General features: G+C 42.9%; 17 protein-coding genes. 15 read left to right on the top strand and 2 right to left on the bottom strand.

The annotated features are described in order from the left end of the window. Position 1: 1 nt before the first annotated feature. The 8 genes from ACTRDR_RS06060 to ACTRDR_RS06025 all read left to right on the top strand — a co-directional run bounded on the left by ACTRDR_RS06060 (position 2) and on the right by ACTRDR_RS06025 (position 10,385). The gene (locus ACTRDR_RS06060; protein WP_118504913.1) at positions 2–370 is read left to right on the top strand and encodes a BlaI/MecI/CopY family transcriptional regulator; all 369 of its coding nucleotides are present in this window, start codon (positions 2–4) and stop codon (positions 368–370) included. After that, the gene (locus ACTRDR_RS06055) at positions 367–2,949 is read left to right on the top strand and encodes a M56 family metallopeptidase (RefSeq protein ID WP_440526502.1); all 2,583 of its coding nucleotides are present in this window, start codon (positions 367–369) and stop codon (positions 2,947–2,949) included. The genes ACTRDR_RS06060 and ACTRDR_RS06055 overlap by 4 nt, the downstream gene beginning before the upstream one ends. Before the next feature lie 60 nt (positions 2,950–3,009). Further along, positions 3,010–4,488: a hypothetical protein gene (locus tag ACTRDR_RS06050; RefSeq protein WP_337769990.1), complete on the top strand. Its 1,479-nt coding sequence runs from the start codon at positions 3,010–3,012 to the stop codon at positions 4,486–4,488. Positions 4,489–4,789: 301 nt separating this feature from the next. Further along, the gene (locus ACTRDR_RS06045) at positions 4,790–5,851 is read left to right on the top strand and encodes a PDDEXK nuclease domain-containing protein (RefSeq protein WP_440526501.1); all 1,062 of its coding nucleotides are present in this window, start codon (positions 4,790–4,792) and stop codon (positions 5,849–5,851) included. Positions 5,852–6,066: 215 nt separating this feature from the next. Next, positions 6,067–7,146 carry a hypothetical protein gene (locus ACTRDR_RS06040; protein WP_440526500.1) on the top strand — a complete coding sequence of 360 codons (1,080 nt, stop codon included), beginning with the start codon at positions 6,067–6,069 and terminating at the stop codon, positions 7,144–7,146. Between the two features lie 29 nt (positions 7,147–7,175). After that, positions 7,176–8,993: an ABC transporter substrate-binding protein gene (locus ACTRDR_RS06035; RefSeq protein WP_440526499.1), complete on the top strand. Its 1,818-nt coding sequence runs from the start codon at positions 7,176–7,178 to the stop codon at positions 8,991–8,993. A gap of 159 nt (positions 8,994–9,152) precedes the next feature. Beyond that, positions 9,153–9,863, top strand: coding sequence for a hypothetical protein (locus ACTRDR_RS06030; RefSeq protein WP_440526498.1), 711 nt, complete (start codon positions 9,153–9,155; stop codon positions 9,861–9,863). Between the two features lie 204 nt (positions 9,864–10,067). Next, positions 10,068–10,385 (top strand): helix-turn-helix domain-containing protein, encoded by a 318-nt coding sequence (locus tag ACTRDR_RS06025; protein ID WP_022154457.1) that lies wholly within the window; start codon positions 10,068–10,070, stop codon positions 10,383–10,385. Positions 10,386–10,537: 152 nt separating this feature from the next. Here the strand turns inward: ACTRDR_RS06025 and ACTRDR_RS06020 are convergent, their stop codons facing one another. Continuing rightward, positions 10,538–11,023, bottom strand: coding sequence for a TspO/MBR family protein (locus ACTRDR_RS06020; protein ID WP_440526497.1), 486 nt, complete (start codon positions 11,021–11,023; stop codon positions 10,538–10,540). A 225-nt stretch (positions 11,024–11,248) separates the two neighbouring features. Between ACTRDR_RS06020 and ACTRDR_RS06015 the strand changes: the two genes are divergently transcribed. Continuing rightward, a complete protein-coding gene (locus tag ACTRDR_RS06015; protein WP_440526496.1) occupies positions 11,249–11,665 on the top strand; it encodes an MATE family efflux transporter in 417 nt (138 codons plus the stop codon). 108 nt (positions 11,666–11,773) lie between these two features. Here the strand turns inward: ACTRDR_RS06015 and ACTRDR_RS06010 are convergent, their stop codons facing one another. Then, positions 11,774–12,139, bottom strand: coding sequence for a metal-dependent transcriptional regulator (locus ACTRDR_RS06010; protein WP_022154453.1), 366 nt, complete (start codon positions 12,137–12,139; stop codon positions 11,774–11,776). Positions 12,140–12,446: 307 nt separating this feature from the next. On the opposite strand from ACTRDR_RS06010, the gene ACTRDR_RS06005 reads away from it, so the two are divergent. From ACTRDR_RS06005 to ACTRDR_RS05980, 6 genes are all read left to right on the top strand, one after another. Then, positions 12,447–12,659, top strand: coding sequence for a FeoA family protein (locus ACTRDR_RS06005; protein WP_118669447.1), 213 nt, complete (start codon positions 12,447–12,449; stop codon positions 12,657–12,659). A gap of 38 nt (positions 12,660–12,697) precedes the next feature. Then, positions 12,698–12,919 (top strand): FeoA family protein, encoded by a 222-nt coding sequence (locus tag ACTRDR_RS06000; protein ID WP_022154451.1) that lies wholly within the window; start codon positions 12,698–12,700, stop codon positions 12,917–12,919. A gap of 142 nt (positions 12,920–13,061) precedes the next feature. Continuing rightward, complete coding sequence (locus ACTRDR_RS05995) at positions 13,062–15,557, top strand: FeoB small GTPase domain-containing protein (protein WP_440526495.1); 2,496 nt, start codon at positions 13,062–13,064, stop codon at positions 15,555–15,557. 162 nt (positions 15,558–15,719) lie between these two features. Next, the gene (locus ACTRDR_RS05990) at positions 15,720–15,860 is read left to right on the top strand and encodes a FeoB-associated Cys-rich membrane protein (protein WP_022154449.1); all 141 of its coding nucleotides are present in this window, start codon (positions 15,720–15,722) and stop codon (positions 15,858–15,860) included. A 28-nt stretch (positions 15,861–15,888) separates the two neighbouring features. Beyond that, positions 15,889–16,308, top strand: a complete 420-nt coding sequence (locus ACTRDR_RS05985; RefSeq protein ID WP_117466661.1) for a transcriptional repressor — start codon at positions 15,889–15,891, stop codon at positions 16,306–16,308. Positions 16,309–16,707: 399 nt separating this feature from the next. Next, positions 16,708–17,067 carry a heavy-metal-associated domain-containing protein gene (locus ACTRDR_RS05980; RefSeq protein WP_440526494.1) on the top strand — a complete coding sequence of 120 codons (360 nt, stop codon included), beginning with the start codon at positions 16,708–16,710 and terminating at the stop codon, positions 17,065–17,067. The last annotated feature ends 90 nt before the right edge of the window (positions 17,068–17,157 follow it).

The following is a 17,157-nucleotide window of genomic DNA, read 5'->3' as shown; positions in this document are numbered from 1 at the left end:
AATGTCGGAATATACCATGGGAGCTGTGGAGATGCGTTTTGCGGAAATCATCTGGGAGCATGAGCCGGTCGCTTCGGGGGAACTGGTGAAATTATGTGAAAAGGAATTGAACTGGAAGAAATCTACGACCTATACGGTCCTGCGGCGCCTCTGTCAGAAGGGGATTTTTACCAGTGAGAACGGGACTGTCACCTCACTGATGTCGAGGCAGATGTTTCAGGCGAGACAGAGTGAGGTGATCATCGAGGAGTCCTTTGCGGGATCCCTGCCTGCTTTTGTGGCGGCGTTTACCTCCCGGAAAAAGCTGTCTACGAAAGAGATCAAAGAACTGAAGAAGATCATAGAAAATAACGGGGGAGAAAAGGAATGACAGGGATGGCAATGATGCAGATACTGATGAGAATGAGCATTCAGGGAAGCATCATCGTAGGAATCGTATGGATCCTCAGAATGGTATTTAGAGGACTGCGGATTTCCTACCGCTACTGTGTGCTATTGTGGGGAATCGTTTTTTTCTATCTTATATTTCCCTGGAAGATCGAGAATGAGCACGGATTCTGGCGGGCACAGTCGGAGTCGATGGTAGTGGCGGTGAGCGCGGATGGACCGACAGTGGTGACGGGACTTGGGACGGGCATTGTGTTGGGGCAAAGTGCTGTGCCGGAGCAAAATGTTACACCTGGACAGAGTACCTTGCCTGAACAGGTGAACGGAACAGATGCGACGACCGTGCAGGGTACGAATTTCGAAGCGGGATCGAACGAGCTCCCTGTGACGGCTGCACAGTCCAACGGCACAGCAGTCATGCCTTTCCTATCGACCGCCTTTACACAGGTGATATTTGCAGTCAGATATCTGTGGCTGGCAGGAATCCCTTGTTTTCTCGCGTATTTTATCTTTTCTTATGTAAGAATGAAGCACCGTCTGGCAGAATGCCTTCCCGGGGAGGAGGGAGTCCGTTACGTGGACGGCATCCGCACACCGATGGTATTCGGGATTCTGCGGCCGCAGATCTATCTGCCGATGGAGATGAAGCCGGAATTTTATGACTGTGTATTGCAGCATGAGCGGATCCATCTGCACCGCCGGGACTATCTGTGGAAAATACTGACCTATCTGATCAGTATTGTGCATTGGATGAATCCGGTGGTCTGGTTGGCATATTATCTGCTGTGCTGTGATATAGAAAAAGCCTGTGATGAAGCAGTGACGGAACATCTGGAGCCGGAGGACCGACAGGAATATGCCGCCGTACTGCTATCCATGGCAACCGATACGACCGCACGCAGGATATTTGCAGCACCGGTGTGTTTTGATGAAGGTGACATCCGGGGCAGGATCCGGCATATTTTAAAATGCCGTAAGACCGCAGGGAAGCTTGCGGCGCTGGCAGTGGAACTGTGTATCATTGCAGCACTGGTACTGCTCACACAGAAAAGTGCGGTTTCTTCTCAGAAAACAGAGGAAGACTTCACAGAAATGGTGACAACGGAAGAAACAGGACAAGTACAGGAACAGAATCTGCCAACAATTTACATACAGCAGGAAGAGGAACTGCAAGCTCCCAGTCCTTTTCGTATTGAAAACTATTATATCACTGAGCGGGTCACTGTCTATAATCATTATTATATTGATAATGATGGTATTCTCTGGGGGAACGGTTATAATGAGAATGGTCAGTTGGGAACAGGCAGTTACGAGACGGATTTTGACAAGGGGCAGTTTGATGATGTGAGGATTGCAGATCATGTGGTTTCCGTAGATGCCGATTGGAATAATAATTTCTGCATTTATCTGACGGAGGATGGAAACCTCTACGGACTGGGATTAAATATGGCAGGACTTTTGTTGGGAAAAGACACTGTGAAGCAGGTATATAGCGACATGGATAACGACAGGGTATGTACCCCCACACTGTTAATGAAAAATGTCAGATATGCCAGAGCCGGCAGGGAAGCCATTATCGTACTCAAGGAAGATGGAGCCGTATATTGGTGGGGACAGCTTCGGACGACAAGCAGCACGACCGTTGGGGGATATGATGAATACTGGTCAGTAACAGAGAATCCGTTGAATCTGGTAAAAATGATGTATCTGGAACCACATAAAGTTCTGGATCATTGTATCTATGTGGACATCAATGCGTGGAATGGAGCGGCAATCACGGAAGACGGAGAATTATATCTTTGGGGATTAAATATCTTTGGACAGTGCGGCGTTTCTAAGAGTGAGAATGTTCATGACTTTGTCAGAGAACCCCAAAAGGTACTGGATAAGGTCAGTATGGTATGGTTGGGTGGAATCCGGCACAGCGATGATGCCCGCACCTTTGATGCAGATATCTCTGCTATTCGATATGGATATAATAATTTTGCCTTATTGGAAGATGGTATGTTGTTGGGAGCGGGAGACAAACTTGGCAAGGACTCTGTGACCACAGTGATGGAGGGGAATCTGGATGAGGCAGGATCGCACCGCTGCTCCTTCTCCTTTGTGCCGGTGAAGGCAGTGGTCTATTCCCTGGAGTATAATCGAGAGGTCCTGTCAAGGATGCAATGGGGAATGCAAAGGGAAGAAGTACGGGCATTGTGTACCGATGCCGGATTGCAATGCGATGTCGCCAGTGAGAATGCAAGTCTCTATATAGAGAACAGCAAATACTATTGTTATTTTGATGAAAATGGTGGATTAGACAGGATACAGATTCAGGCCGGCAGCAGCCGGGATGGGAGATTCCTTGTCGATAAGACAACGCTGGAGGAATTACAGCGAAACATCGCGGATGCCGATGACACATTGACGCAGGTGAAGTCTGTTGAGGAAGATTCCTGGGAACGTTGGCAGTATGAGGACATGCAGGAGCAGATTCGATATTACTTTACCGTATATGAAGGTATTGTTACTGTTATAGAAGAGGAACAGATGATCAATGAAGAAGCTACGAAGTAGCGGTTTCGCGAATGGGGTTCTGAATAGTTACGAGAATTTTAAGCAGTAAGGGAGATTATCATGAAAAAACAATACAGATTAGCAACATTTGCACTGTCCGCCTGCCTGTTAATGGCATGTGGCGCCCGGGAGACCAATGCACCGGAGAACAACGAAGCGGAGAAACAAACCGAAAATATTTCCAATATAGACACTAAAATAGATGAGGCAGAGACCTCCGGAGCTCTCACAGAGTCCGAATCCCGGGAAACACCCATTGCACCGAAAGAGATCCTCATAGATTTCACTGGAATCTCGGAATTTCACCCGGAAGGAACTGCGGCGCAGCCCTATTCCCTGGAAATCCTTTCCGAGACGTATAACAATATTACTTTTGCAGACGAATGGTACAATGCATCGGAAGACATTTCCCTTCCCATGATCGGAGAAAACTGGGACTGCTTCTATGATGAAAATTATACCTATCAGTGGGAGTATACCTATCAGTGGGAGGATGGAAAACTCAGCATTTTCGATGGTGAGAACTGCCTGTATGTACTGGAATATCCGACAGACAAATGGTACGTCAACGGTAATAATGCCTGCCTTGAGAACGGAATTTTTTACGGGGCTTCAGTAATGAACGGTTATGCGCAGCCGGACAGCTGCTTTATGTTTGCCTATGATCTGGAAAATGAGAAACTGCTGTGGCGAAGTGCAGACCAGACTTATAACAGCATGAATTTTCTCGTGAAAGGGGACGTGATCTTCTGCGGCTATGGCTTTACCGCAGAGGACGATTATCTCTATCAGCTGGATAAAAATACCGGAGAGGTGATCGACCGCCTGCCTCTGAAAAAGATGCCGGACCTCATGGCAGAGAAGGATGACCGGTTGTATGTGCACACCTATAGTTATGATTATGTGATTGAGATAGGGAATCATACTGAAATAAATCAAATTTATTTAAACGCGGTCGAAGAACTGGAAAATACGGGATATTTGCCAAACGGAGATTATTGTTATGTTGATAATGGTACTGGTTTTGAAAAACAAAAAGAGCTGGCATATCCCAATGAATTCGTGATATATGACATAAATGATGATGGTATAGATGAACTATTGATAGGAATTGAAGGAACGTGCAATTCGGACAGTGCACAATATATTTACCGATTTTCTGAGAAAAAAGAAGAGTTAGAATTATTATTTGATTACTATTATGGATGTAGATTTTATGAAAATGGATTGATATATGCTCCGGCATCACATTCGGGATATACATATAATGATGACTTTTGGCCGTATGAAGTATATCGGTATAATGAAATGGAAAATATGTACGAATGTATTGCCAGTGTTGAAGAGTTAGATTTAAACGCATGCCCGGAATACAAGGATAATTTTCCGTTTAAAGATGATAAAGATGGTGATAAAAAAATATACTTTGTGCGATTTTATGAAGACTCTCTTCGTTTAGATGAAGGAGAGTATAATGATTGGAAAGAAAAGCTATTTGAGAGTGATTTATTTGAGCTTAATTGGCATACTTTAAGTTAAAGTAATGATTGGGTAAAATATCATTACCAAAAACCGTGCAATGCACAAAAATAAGGAGCGACGCTGCGGAAATTAAGAAAGATTCCTATCTTGAACAGTCAAAGATACGAAAAGATAATGGGATAATGATTAATATGGCGCCGAACAAAATTAATATCCATAAATAGTGAACTGCCTGATGATATATGCAGATAGTTTAGTAATCGTGAGGTGAAAAGAATCGCGTGGACACAGAACCTATGTTATACTGTGTCTATGAAAATCTATAATAGCTGTAAGACAAGGTATCGGAGGTTAGTCAATGGAATTTCAACTGCTGGCAGACAGCATTATACAGATAAATGATAAAGCAAGTTCGGCGGCGAAAAGCGCCGTGAATCAGCTTATGACGTTGAGAAATTGGGTAATTGGATATTATATAGTCGAATATGAACAAGATGGTAGCGACAGAGCCGAATATGGTTCACATCTTTTGAAAAATTTGGAAAATCAAATTAATCAAAAAGGAATGAACGCAACTCTTTTTAAGGCTTGTAGACAATTTTATAAAGTATATCCTCAAATTGGTTCGACAGTGTCGAGCAAATTTGAATTACTAGATTTTGGAAAAAGTTCGACAGCGTCGAACCAATTTGTTACAGATCCAGATGTTTTGGTCAATAATTTATCGTTTTCACATATACGTGAGATTATGGGACTGACAGATGCTTTTGAAAGATTTTTTTACGAAACAGAATGCATGAAGTGCAACTGGAATGTGAGAGAACTTCGTAGACAGATAAAGACAAATCTTTATGTAAGGGCTGGCATAAGTAAAAAACCGGAACTATTATTAAAAAAGTTTGAAGGCAATGGAAATGGAACAATGCTTTCGATAAAAGATCCATTTACATTTGAATTTTTAGGGCTGGCTGCGAAAGATGCAGTGTCTGAATCGGATTTGGAACAAGCACTTATGGATCATTTGCAGGAGTTTATGCTTGAACTTGGTGAAGGATTTTGTTTTGAAGCTAGGCAAAAGCGAATTGTAATAGATGATAAGTATTATTTTATTGATCTTGTTTTTTATAATCGTATTTTACATTGTAATGTCATTATTGAACTTAAAAATGATGAATTTAAGCATGAAGATTTAGGACAGCTCAATGCTTATGTAGGTTATTATAAGAAAAATGAAATGAATGAAGGTGATAATCCGCCTGTAGGAATACTTCTTTGCACAGATAAAGGGTCGCAAATGGTAGAATATGCATTATCAGGTATGGATAATCAATTATTTGTTTCAACTTACATGCTGCATTTGCCAGATAAGAAGAAATTAGAAGAATTTATGCTTAAAGAGATAGAAGAAATGGGAATGTAAAGATGAGAACTTTAGCCAAAACATGTTAGGGTGCTTTTTCATATATTGAGAAAGAGATGATTGCAACACAATAATTGAAAATATCAAAAGACTTAGCATCAGTTAATGAAATTGTGATAATAATATGGTATTTTAAATTTGTAACATAAAAAGAGTTACAAATTTAAAATATCGTTTGTGTGAATGCTTGTGGGAGGAGAATTCAGGTAAGGAAAATGAACGAAAAGATGACAAAAAAGCAGAAAGTAGTATTTGCGGTTGTGGCAGCAGTGATTGTGCTGGGGATAATTATGTCTTACATATTTTTGATGAAAAATCAGCATATAGACAGTATACCTGAAGAAAAAAAGATGCCTGCCATGAGTGATACAGAAGACTATGAAGTACGTGAAAGTGATGAAAGCATTCAAAGCAGCGAAACAGAAGAAGATTATTATATGACATCTACAGGAGTAACAGCAGAGGAGCAATTTGCTGAAGAGATTAAAAATGATATTTTAAAGCATGATTGGGATGCGCTATCTGAGAAGATTTCATATCCTATTGTAATAAATGGAACTACGGTTACTAATCGTGAAGATTTTTTAAAACTAGATATTGATGGAAAGCTGAATCAAGAATTTGTAGAGGCTATTCGTGCTGAAACATGCCGAAAAATGTTTTGTAATTGGCAAGGGGTGATGATGGGGGATGGACAAATCTGGTTTGACAATGTTTATAAAGGAACAGGACCTTGGAAACTATCAATTATCGGAATTAATAATATGCTCGAGACAGAATCGGAAAACCTGAATGCGGAAGAAACGATAGAGCCAGATTCGGAAACGGCAGATGGCAGTGTGGACGAATTATCCATGGATGAGATCAAAGAATTGCTTTTTGGTGAGTGGAAAGTTACGAAATTGCTTGGCTTTACACACGTACAAAACGATTATACGAATTATCCGGAAGGACATGATATCATAGGCAATCATATTGTGATAAATGAAGATGTATTTTCCAGTGAAGGGCTTGAAAAATATGAACGTTATCAATGCGAGATTTTAGAACCTTCTTATGAGGTATCTCCGATAAAAGAGCGTAATTTAATCTATTATGTAAAGGAAGCTATAAAAGACGATCCGGAACTATATGATTGGATTCTGAATTATGATGAATTACAGGATTTAAAAATAAGGGGCACAAGAGATGGAATAAAGGGGAAGTCTCCGGCAGTAGACATAATGCTTTCCAGCGATAAGCAGTTTGTTATTCTTACGATGGATTGTGCTTTTTACCTGTTGGAAAAAGAATGATATTGGGATGACGTGCGAGGGGATTACGAATGAATACTTTTAAAACAATAGCATTATTGCTTGTAGGTACAGTATCATCTTTGATGTTAATGGGATGCGGAGAAATAGACACCGGGACGGAAACATCTGCGTGGGAGAAAGAGACTGCTACAATTGTGCCGGAAGAACCTGAAACGGAGATTATACTTGGAGATATCGGGGGAGCGTCGACATTACATGAAGCAGTAGCTGATTTTAATGGTAAAAATGACGGAATAACAATCACAATACATGATTATTACGAAGAAAATATAAGCGACGGAATTAGCCGTTTGTATGATGATATTTTGACAGGAAAAGGACCTGATATCATTAGTTTTTCGACAGATGAGATGGATGTGGAAGTGCTTACAGAAAAGGGCGCAATAGAGAATCTTATTCCCTATCTGGAGAAAAGTGATGTGATTGGGGAAGAGGACATCGTTGATTCCGCGTATCAGGTTTTGACAGCGGATGGTGGCTTGTATATGTTGCCAACGAATTTTGTGTTATATACATTGATAACAAAAGAAAAATGGTGCAGTAACAAAGAAAATTTTACCTTCGAGGAAGCCTTGCGGGCCGTTCGGGAATGTGAAGAGGATCCTATGATTTCACGGGATTTATTTTTACAGGAAGGGGCAATCTGCGGAGGATATTCCGGGGAAACGGAAGATAACAGATTGGAACAATATATAAAAATTGCAGAACAATTACCGCAACAGGCGATGTTTCAAACGAATGACCTTTTGATGCGGGAAGGAAAAATTCCATTCAATCTTGAGTGCATAGGTGACATGCAACAATATTTATATAAAAAATCCGTATGGGGTGAGGATGCAGTCTATACAGGATTTCCGGGAGCAGAGGGAAAGGGAAGAATATTTATTTTTGACAACTGTTTCGCCATTAACAGTCAAAGCACGCACAAAGAAGAAGCATGGAAGTTTGTGGAAAGCTATTTTACTGAGGAAGGACAGAAAACGATTGCTCCCAATTGGAATTTTTCAATATTGCAAGATGTGCTGGATCAACAGCTTAGTGATAGCAGAAAGCAGGAATATTATCAGACATCGGATGGAAAAAGAGAGAAACTTCCTATTCTGACATACGAAATTGGCAGTACCTATGAAAATGTTTATGCGGCACAAGATGAGGATATACAGGATGTAAGGGAGATGATAAATAATACGAAGGTAATGCAGCGCAGTGACCTTCCTTTAATAGGGATTACGCAGGCAGAGGCTTTGTATTATTTTAACGGAGAAAAAAGTATAGAAGAAACAGCAGCGGCTATAAGGAATAAAATTGATGAAATGCCGAATGCAAAAAATGCACAGCCAGATATGGATGTCATTATCAATATAGGGGATTTTTCAGTTTCCTTATATGAAGGTGAGCAAGAAATATTGGGGAAGCTGGATGAGATGGGGCTGTTGTATGAAAAGGTTGAGGATTCGGATAACAAAAAATATAATTATTATTATTATAACGTAGGTGATGGGGAAACTCAATTTATACAAGTTTATTTTCTTGAAAAAGAATGTGTCAGAATAAGAATCAGTAGTAATGAAACATTCGCACATACCTCGAGAGGCATATATTCCGGAAATAGTTATTCTCAAATGGTCGACCAATATGGAGATTCTTATGAAAAACATACTTATATGGGCAAAGAGAGATATACCATTTATCGTTATGCTTTAGGAGAATGTTTCCATGAATTCGGCATACCGGGGGAAGCGACCGGTGAAATCTATAATGTTGATGTTTATGTTTCCGGTCAGATGCCTATCTATGATTATGGAGAAGAGATTGTAGAGGATTAGAAATTTTTTGAAAATATGTAAGGCGATGAGACGGACTATATGGAATAGCTGAATGCAAACGAAGGTAATGCTAAAGAGCTGGAGATTCCGTATTTTTCATTTACGGAAGAAAATATTGTGAGAGAAGAAAATAGAAGATAATTGGGGGAGAAGCAAAAAATGACCAAAAAGCAGAAAGTAGTATTTGCGGTTGTGGCAGCAGTGATTGTACTGGGGATAATTTTGTTTTACGTATGCTATCATTTTATTTATGGGACAAGAATCACTTCCCGGGAGGGAGAAGCATACCACAAATTAGAGGGAAAGGGAGTCTACAGCCCGTTAGCGGTGTTTCCTTCCGCAGATATGGACACCGTTTCACAGGATTTTTATTATCAGACCCGTGATGAAATATTTGCAGCAACCTGCCAGATCTATTTGGAAAATCAATATACCAGGGAACAGTATGAGGCAGAAATAGAACGTCTGCGTAATTTGGAATTTTCTTATCAGGATCAGACGAATATGCTCTATCAGGATGAAGAAAATTATTGCAGCGTTGCGTATGTGGCAATGGCAAATTGGATCGACCGATATGAATATGCCATCACGTTAGACGACAGTAATACCATTATTTATGTTTATCTGCAGAACATGGACGCAAAGGACATACATATGCAGTCTGACTACCTTCCGAAATATTTTCAGGATAATAATGCCGGAAAGCATCAGGATACAGACCCTATGACCTCGGATTACAGAAGTTTCTATGCGTTCCGGATAGGAGATCATTATATAGACTGCATGGACTTGGCAGATCAGATTGAAATCGCCGATACCGAGCCGGAGACTCAGGCAGCGGATGTAGCACAGGAAGTTGAATCTAATTAATTTCTACAAAATAATGGGGAGTAGCTAACAGATTGCTGTGCGTAATATTTGACAGTATGTTATTCGTTATAGGATAACGGAGTAATAGGCATACTATATAATATCTCTGTCGGATCCGTGACAGAGATATTTTTCAATAGTGTAAATAAAATTTGACAAAGTAGATATAAATGTCTAATAATATTTACATAAGGAGATGGGATTATGCCGAAAAAAACAATAGTGTTGTTGCCTGAAACAGAAAAAATACTTGAGCAAATGGGACTACAGATAAAGTATGCAAGGCTGCGCAGAAAATTGACGTCGGAATTGGTTGCGGAAAGAGCAGGAATCAGCAGAGCTACTTTAGTATCCATAGAAAAAGGCTCACCTTCTGTGGCAATGGGGTGCTATGCGGCTGTGCTTCATGCATTGAATTATATGGATAAGGATTTACTGCTTGTTGCTAAAGATGATGAATTGGGACGGAAATTACAGGATCTTGATTTGCCTGTAAGAAAGCGCGCACCCAGGAGGGGATAAATATTTCGGAGGCAAACTTTTATTTGCCAATAGAGGCAGTGCCATACTATGAGATATCAACAGAACAGGCGAAGAAAAATGTCACAGATATATAAGATAGCCTTTTTGCAATTAAATAAGTGAAACAGTGTTTCGTTTTTTTGAAAACTCTTTCACCGGTTCAGCCACCACACCCCCAGATTCAGATACCCCGCGAACGCCACCCACACCAGATAAGGCAGCATCAGCCATGCGGCAGGCTTCGAGATGCGGTAAAAGGCAACGGTAGTGGCGATGATCATGATCCACAGAGCGACCAGCCACAAAAAGGCGAAAAGATACCATCCCAGGTTGAAGAACCAGATGGACCAGAAAAAATTAAAGATAAGCTGTACAGCATACAGGGTGAGGGCTTTTGTGTCCTCACCTTTTTGCATGACAACGAGATAAGAGGCGATTCCCATGAGGACGAACAGGATGCTCCACACCACCGGGAAGAGCCACATGGGCGGCGTCAGGGGAGGCTGATTCACTGCTTCAAAGGCTTTCATGCCGTCCATGGTGATCCAGGCGGAGAGTCCGCCTGCCGCTAGAGGGATGGCAACGGCAGTGATGAGATTTTTCCAGTGAATATTGTGAAATTTGTCGGAGAATTGCATGGGAGCCTCCTTTGAAAATACGATTTTGCATGTGTCAATATCCGTGTATTTCTGATTAGTATTGTATGAAAATGAGATAAAAATTATGTGTCTAGCTATAAAATGAGGACAAAAATTTGGGACTATCGGCAAACGTAGGTTTTGGTGTATGATTAAGAGTGTAATAAAGCATTATGACTATCAGAAACAGGAAATATCCAAGAAAAGGTAATAGGTAACATAGCTATGAGCACAGAACACACACAGGGTTCCCTGACAAAAGAAGCGATCCGGCTGGCGTGGCCGGCGGTCGTCATCAGTTTGCTGACGGTCGGTTTCGCGGATCAGATCATTGAATTCTGCGGTTCTAACGAGGACACGCATGCCATGGCGGCGAGATACTACCGGATCATCATGGGTGGCATGATCTTCAACGTATTGTCCATGGAAATCAATGCGGCACAGCGCGGCGCGGGCAATACGATGATCGCCCTTAGGACGAATCTGATCTCCAATCTGGTGAATATCTGCGGCATCCTACATTTTCGGATTTACTCTGGGACTGGGAATGACCGGTATCTGGATGGGTATTCTGGCAGATCAGGTATCCAGATTCCTGTTCGCGTCGATTCGGTTCCGACAGGGAAAATGGGTGACAATTAAGATTTAATGAGCGCAGGTAATGAGCTTATGATAATAACAAAACTCCCGGAGCAATATCGCACCGGGAGTTCTTGCGTTCAAATAATATGCAATGAGTTACTGTGAGTTCTATTTCGTCTTCAATGTCTTTTTCATAGCAGTGAAAGTCTCTGCACTGATCACATGCTCGATCCGGCAGGCATCCTCAGCAGCAACGGTGGGATCCACGCCGATGGAAGTCAGCCAGTCCGTAAGAAATGTGTGACGTTCATAGATTTTCTCTGCGATTTCCCGCCCCTTATCCAACAGGGTGATGTAGCCTTCCTTGTCCATTTCAATATATTCCCCATTGCGGAGATTCTTCATAGCGACGCTGACGCTGGGTTTGGACACACCCAGATCGTTGGCAATATCAATGGAACGGACAACGCCGTTCTTTTTCTTCAGCACTAAGATCGTTTCCAGATAATTCTCAGCAGATTCCTGTATTTTCATGTAATGACCATACCCTTCCCATACATAGCATTTTGAACCGAAATACCTGCTCTACATATGGAAACTTAACCATCCGCAGGCATTACAATAAGAATAGCAGAAAAGGGTAGGAAATGCAAGATTTCAACTTAATGAGAAAAAATATCAATAAGCAATTCCTATGAGATTTCTATGAAAAAAATCAAAAAATATATTGACAGTAAAAAAAGGTTAGTATATACTAACCACGTGAATTGAGAATGAATCTCATTAAGAGCTAATGAGAAACCACAAGCAGTTCAATACTATTGAAGGGAAGGAAGTGCGTATGATGCCCCTGAGTATGGTAGGTGCCGGTGAAGAGAACACGATCCAGAGGATCGGCGGCAAAGAGGAGACGAGGAAGTTTTTGGAGACCCTCGGATTTGTAGTAGGTGGTAAAGTGACAGTTGTGTCCCAGACCGAAGGCAACCTGATTGTGAATATCAAGGAATCAAGAGTAGCCATCGGCAAGGATATGGCCAATAAAATCATGGTGTAGCAGGCAGCTGTACCAAAAGATGCTAATAGGAGGAGAAAATGAAGACATTGAAGGAAGTTCCCTGCGGACAGACCGTAAAGGTAACCAAACTGAATGGTGAAGGTCCTGTCAAGAGACGTATCATGGATATGGGCATTACCAAAGGTGTTGAGATCTATGTGAGAAAGGTTGCTCCTTTGGGAGATCCCGTGGAAGTAACTGTCAGAGGCTATGAGCTGTCTCTTCGTAAGGCAGACGCTGAGATGATTTGCGTTGAGTAAATGATCTTTTTTTTAGCAGGAAGGTTAGCCAGAACTAATTAGTGAAAGCTAATCACATGAGCAAAAAGGAAGCTCTGAAAGAGCGTTTTGCGAATGGGGTCTGAATAGTTATTAAATGATTTTAGAGGAAAGAGGTAGAAAAATGGCAATTAAGATTGCACTTGCAGGTAACCCTAACTGCGGTAAAACGACACTTTTCAATGCTCTGACCGGTTCCAACCAGTTCGTAGGTAACTGGCCCGGCGTAACCGTTGAGAAAAAGGAAGGTAAATTAAAGAAGCAGTACGGTGGTAACGGTGATGACGTGATCATCATGGACTTACCCGGTATTTATTCCCTGTCTCCGTATACTCTGGAGGAAGTGGTAGCACGTAACTACCTGATCGGCGAGAGACCCGATGCGATCCTGAACCTGGTAGACGGTACCAACATTGAGAGAAACTTATATCTGAGCACACAGCTGATGGAACTGGGTATCCCCGTTGTCATGGCTGTCAACATGATCGATATCGTGAACAAGAATGGCGACAAGATCAACGTAGCAAAGCTTGCTGAGAAGTTGGGCTGCCCCGTTGTTGAGATCTCCGCTCTGAAACTGACCGGTATCGAGAACGCTACCAAAAAAGCAATCGAACTGGCACAGAAGAAGAGTGCAGCAGTTGCGGTACATAAATTCGCACCTGAGGTTGAGAGCGTGATCGAGACCGTAGAGAAGAAGCTGACTGATGTTCCCGAGGAACAGAAGAGATTCTTCGCTATCAAGCTGTTAGAGAAGGATGACAAGATCCAGGCACAGATGAAGAGTGTTCCCGATGTATCCGCAGAGATCAAGCAGTTGGAAACGGCTATGGATGATGACACAGAGAGTATCATCACCAACGAGAGATACACATACATCTCCTCTATCATCAAAGAATGTTACACCAAGAAGGAAGGCCAGAAGTTAACGACTTCCGATAAGATTGATAAAATCGTGACCAACAGATGGCTGGCACTGCCGATCTTCGCAGTTGTTATGTTCATCGTATATTATGTATCCGTAACTACCGTAGGTACCTGGGCTACCGACTGGGCAAATGATGGCGTATTCGGCGATGGCTGGCATCTGTTCACCATCGGAACCGGTGCTTATGAAGAAGCAGCCGAACCTTATGATGATGCAATGAATGTGATCAACGCATTTGTAGAAGCTGACGGTGATGAAGCTCTGGCAGCAGTCATCGACAGCGAGTCTGAAGACTATGATCCCTCAGCAGCAGTAGCAGCTGTTCAGGAGTTCGCAGCAGGCATCGATGCATCCGCTACCGCAGATTACACCCTGGAAGATGAAGAGACTCTGGCAACAGAGGATGTTACTTACACCGGTGCTGATCTGGCAGAGGCAGTTGATGTATACGCAGCAGACGGCGGAGAAGCTCCCGATCCCGCAGACTACGGTATCTGGGTACCCGGCGTACCCGCACTGTTAGAGAGCGGTCTGGATGCGATCGGATGTGCCGACTGGCTGAAGGGTCTGATCCTTGACGGTATTGTAGCCGGTGTCGGTGCAGTGCTTGGTTTCGTACCTCAGATGCTGGTACTGTTCATCTTCCTGGCATTTCTGGAGTCCTGTGGTTACATGGCACGTATCGCATTCATCATGGACCGTATCTTCCGTAAGTTCGGTCTGTCCGGTAAATCCTTCATTCCTATGCTGATCGGTTCCGGATGTGGTGTTCCCGGTATCATGGCTTCCCGTACCATCGAGAACGACAGAGACCGTAAGATGACGATTATGACTACCACATTTATTCCTTGTGGTGCTAAGCTTCCTTTCATCGCCATGGTAGCAGGTGCTATCTTCGGCGGTGCAGCATGGGTTGCTCCTTCCGCATACTTCCTGGGAATTGCAGCAATCATTTGTTCCGGTATTATCCTGAAGAAGACCAAGATCTTCGAGGGCGATCCTGCTCCTTTCGTTATGGAGCTTCCCGCTTACCACTGGCCTACCGTAGGTACGGTACTGCGCAGCATGTGGGAGCGTGGCTGGTCCTTCATCAAGAAGGCAGGTACCATCATCCTTCTGTCCACCATCGTTGTATGGTTTACTACTTACTTCGGATTCACCGAGGACGGCTTCCGTATGCTGGCTGAGGATGAGATCGATATGAGTATCCTGGGCAAGATCGGTCAGTGCCTGGCATGGATCTTCATCCCTCAGGGCTTCGGTAACTGGCAGGCAACTGTTGCATCCATCACCGGTCTGGTAGCTAAGGAGAATATCGTAGGTACGATGGGTATCCTCTACAGCGCAGGCGACGGCTCCGTATATGCTAACATGGCATCTCACTTCACCGCAGCAAGTGGTTATGCATTCCTGGCATTCAACCTGCTGTGTGCACCTTGCTTCGCAGCTATGGGTGCGATCAAGCGTGAGATGAATAACACCAGATGGTTCTGGATCGCAGTTGGTTATCAGTGTGGTCTGGCATACGTGGTATCCTTGTGTGTAAACCAGATCGGCAAGCTGATCCTTAACGGCTCTTTCGGTATTGGAACTGTTGTAGCATTCCTTCTGGTAATCGGCTTCATTTATCTGCTCTTCCGTCCTTATAAGGAGAGCACTACTCTGAAGGTTGACAGCAGGAAGGCTGCATAAGTAAAATAAATAATTAAGCTCACTCGCAGGTGTCCGGCGTGACTGCTTGCAGGCAAAGACCGATACCTGTGAGGGGAGTAAACAGATAGGAACGTAACATTACTTGCGGGTCTTCGACAAGGGGATCCGCAGGATTTCAAAGTAAGAGTAAGGAGGCAGTCTATGGGAACCGTAGTTGTATTGGCGATACTGGCCGGTGTAGTTGCATTGATTGTCCGCAAAATGATAAAAGATAAAAAGAATGGGAAATCCATTCAGTGCGGTGGCGATTGCAGCCACTGTGGAGGTCATTGTGGACACTAAGGAACAGGTAAGCTATCAGACCACGAAAATGCAGAGAGAGATCATATTGACCAAGCTGAAAGAAAAAGGCTGCCGCATTACAAAACAGCGTCTTCGGCTGATTGATATTATCCTCCAGAATGAATGCTCCAGCTGTAAGGAGATCTTCTACCGGGCATTGGAAGAGGATGACAAGCTGGGAGTCGCAACCGTATACCGCATGGTCAACCTGTTAGAAGAGATCGGTGCCATCAGCCGTAAGAACATGTATAAGGTAGCTTACTCTGAAAATTGTATGATGGAAAATGCCTGTACCATTGAGCTGGATGATGGTTCGATACATCATCTTTCAGCAAAAAAATGGAATTCTGTGATCCGGGCGGGACTCAAGTCCTGCGGATACCTCGTAGACCAGAGGGTGAGTAACGTGACGATCAGACCCTGCGAGTGTGCGGAGCAGGTATGCTAGTATAACAGTTTTAAATTAACTACCCCATATCATTTGCCTATTTTCCCGATAGCACAGGATAAAAATCCTCAGCGTAGCCCGCTACGCCTACATTTTTTATCCTACACTCTCAGAAAAATATTCTACGTGAATGGTATAGTTATTTAGAAATCGTTATACTAGAAATTAGAAATATGTCAGAAATTAGAAATAAGTAGAAAAACCGGTGTGGGGGCAGGAGGTCTGGATGGACAGAGCTGTTTTCTACACCGGTTTTATTTATATGGGTGGCAGGATATACTAATCTGCATGAAATTTTGACAGATATTGCAGCAAAAAGGAAGCCTCGTAGAGGCGATTTTGCGAATGGGGTTCTGAATAGTTATTTTTTGAAAGAAAACAACAAGGAGAGCGAAACATATGGGAACTTATATGATATGCGGAATATTGATCATAGTGATCGTGGCAGCATTACTGGGATCCAGAAAGCACTTCAAGGGAGAAGGCGGATGCTGTGGTGGAGGCGGAGATGTGAAGATCAAGCCGAAGCACTTAGACACCATCGTAGCAACGAAAAAGCTTCAGATCGAAGGAATGTCCTGTGTGAACTGCCAGAACCGCATTGAGAATGCCCTCAACGGCATGGCCCAGGTCAATGCCAAGGTAAGCTTTAAGAAGGGCGAAGCAATCGTAAAGCTCGGCGCAGACATCCCCGAAGACGAACTGCGCGAGGCTGTGGAGAAACTGGGATATAAAGTTACTTCCATTGAATTGATGTAAATTGAGAGTTAATTAAGAAATGCTATCGAATCCCCGTAGCCCGCATTGGGGCTACTGTTTTCCTCTAAAACAGCCTTAAACTAATGAAAA

Source organism: Simiaoa sp., from assembly GCF_051972595.1.
GTDB lineage: Bacteria > Bacillota > Clostridia > Lachnospirales > Lachnospiraceae > Acetatifactor > Acetatifactor hominis.
This window is presented reverse-complemented; position numbering and strand designations above follow the sequence as displayed.

What these genes read in the sequence shown, in the direction of transcription:
- ACTRDR_RS06060 (WP_118504913.1), top strand. Translation starts at nt 2, where the DNA reads ATGTCGGAATATACCATGGGAGCTGTGGAGATGCGTTTTGCGGAAATC.
- ACTRDR_RS06055 (WP_440526502.1), top strand. Translation starts at nt 367, where the DNA reads ATGACAGGGATGGCAATGATGCAGATACTGATGAGAATGAGCATTCAG.
- ACTRDR_RS06050 (WP_337769990.1), top strand. Translation starts at nt 3,010, where the DNA reads ATGAAAAAACAATACAGATTAGCAACATTTGCACTGTCCGCCTGCCTG.
- ACTRDR_RS06045 (WP_440526501.1), top strand. Translation starts at nt 4,790, where the DNA reads ATGGAATTTCAACTGCTGGCAGACAGCATTATACAGATAAATGATAAA.
- ACTRDR_RS06040 (WP_440526500.1), top strand. Translation starts at nt 6,067, where the DNA reads ATGAACGAAAAGATGACAAAAAAGCAGAAAGTAGTATTTGCGGTTGTG.
- ACTRDR_RS06035 (WP_440526499.1), top strand. Translation starts at nt 7,176, where the DNA reads ATGAATACTTTTAAAACAATAGCATTATTGCTTGTAGGTACAGTATCA.
- ACTRDR_RS06030 (WP_440526498.1), top strand. Translation starts at nt 9,153, where the DNA reads ATGACCAAAAAGCAGAAAGTAGTATTTGCGGTTGTGGCAGCAGTGATT.
- ACTRDR_RS06025 (WP_022154457.1), top strand. Translation starts at nt 10,068, where the DNA reads ATGCCGAAAAAAACAATAGTGTTGTTGCCTGAAACAGAAAAAATACTT.
- ACTRDR_RS06020 (WP_440526497.1), bottom strand. Translation starts at nt 11,023, where the DNA reads ATGCAATTCTCCGACAAATTTCACAATATTCACTGGAAAAATCTCATC.
- ACTRDR_RS06015 (WP_440526496.1), top strand. Translation starts at nt 11,249, where the DNA reads ATGAGCACAGAACACACACAGGGTTCCCTGACAAAAGAAGCGATCCGG.
- ACTRDR_RS06010 (WP_022154453.1), bottom strand. Translation starts at nt 12,139, where the DNA reads ATGAAAATACAGGAATCTGCTGAGAATTATCTGGAAACGATCTTAGTG.
- ACTRDR_RS06005 (WP_118669447.1), top strand. Translation starts at nt 12,447, where the DNA reads ATGATGCCCCTGAGTATGGTAGGTGCCGGTGAAGAGAACACGATCCAG.
- ACTRDR_RS06000 (WP_022154451.1), top strand. Translation starts at nt 12,698, where the DNA reads ATGAAGACATTGAAGGAAGTTCCCTGCGGACAGACCGTAAAGGTAACC.
- ACTRDR_RS05995 (WP_440526495.1), top strand. Translation starts at nt 13,062, where the DNA reads ATGGCAATTAAGATTGCACTTGCAGGTAACCCTAACTGCGGTAAAACG.
- ACTRDR_RS05990 (WP_022154449.1), top strand. Translation starts at nt 15,720, where the DNA reads ATGGGAACCGTAGTTGTATTGGCGATACTGGCCGGTGTAGTTGCATTG.
- ACTRDR_RS05985 (WP_117466661.1), top strand. Translation starts at nt 15,889, where the DNA reads ATGCAGAGAGAGATCATATTGACCAAGCTGAAAGAAAAAGGCTGCCGC.
- ACTRDR_RS05980 (WP_440526494.1), top strand. Translation starts at nt 16,708, where the DNA reads ATGGGAACTTATATGATATGCGGAATATTGATCATAGTGATCGTGGCA.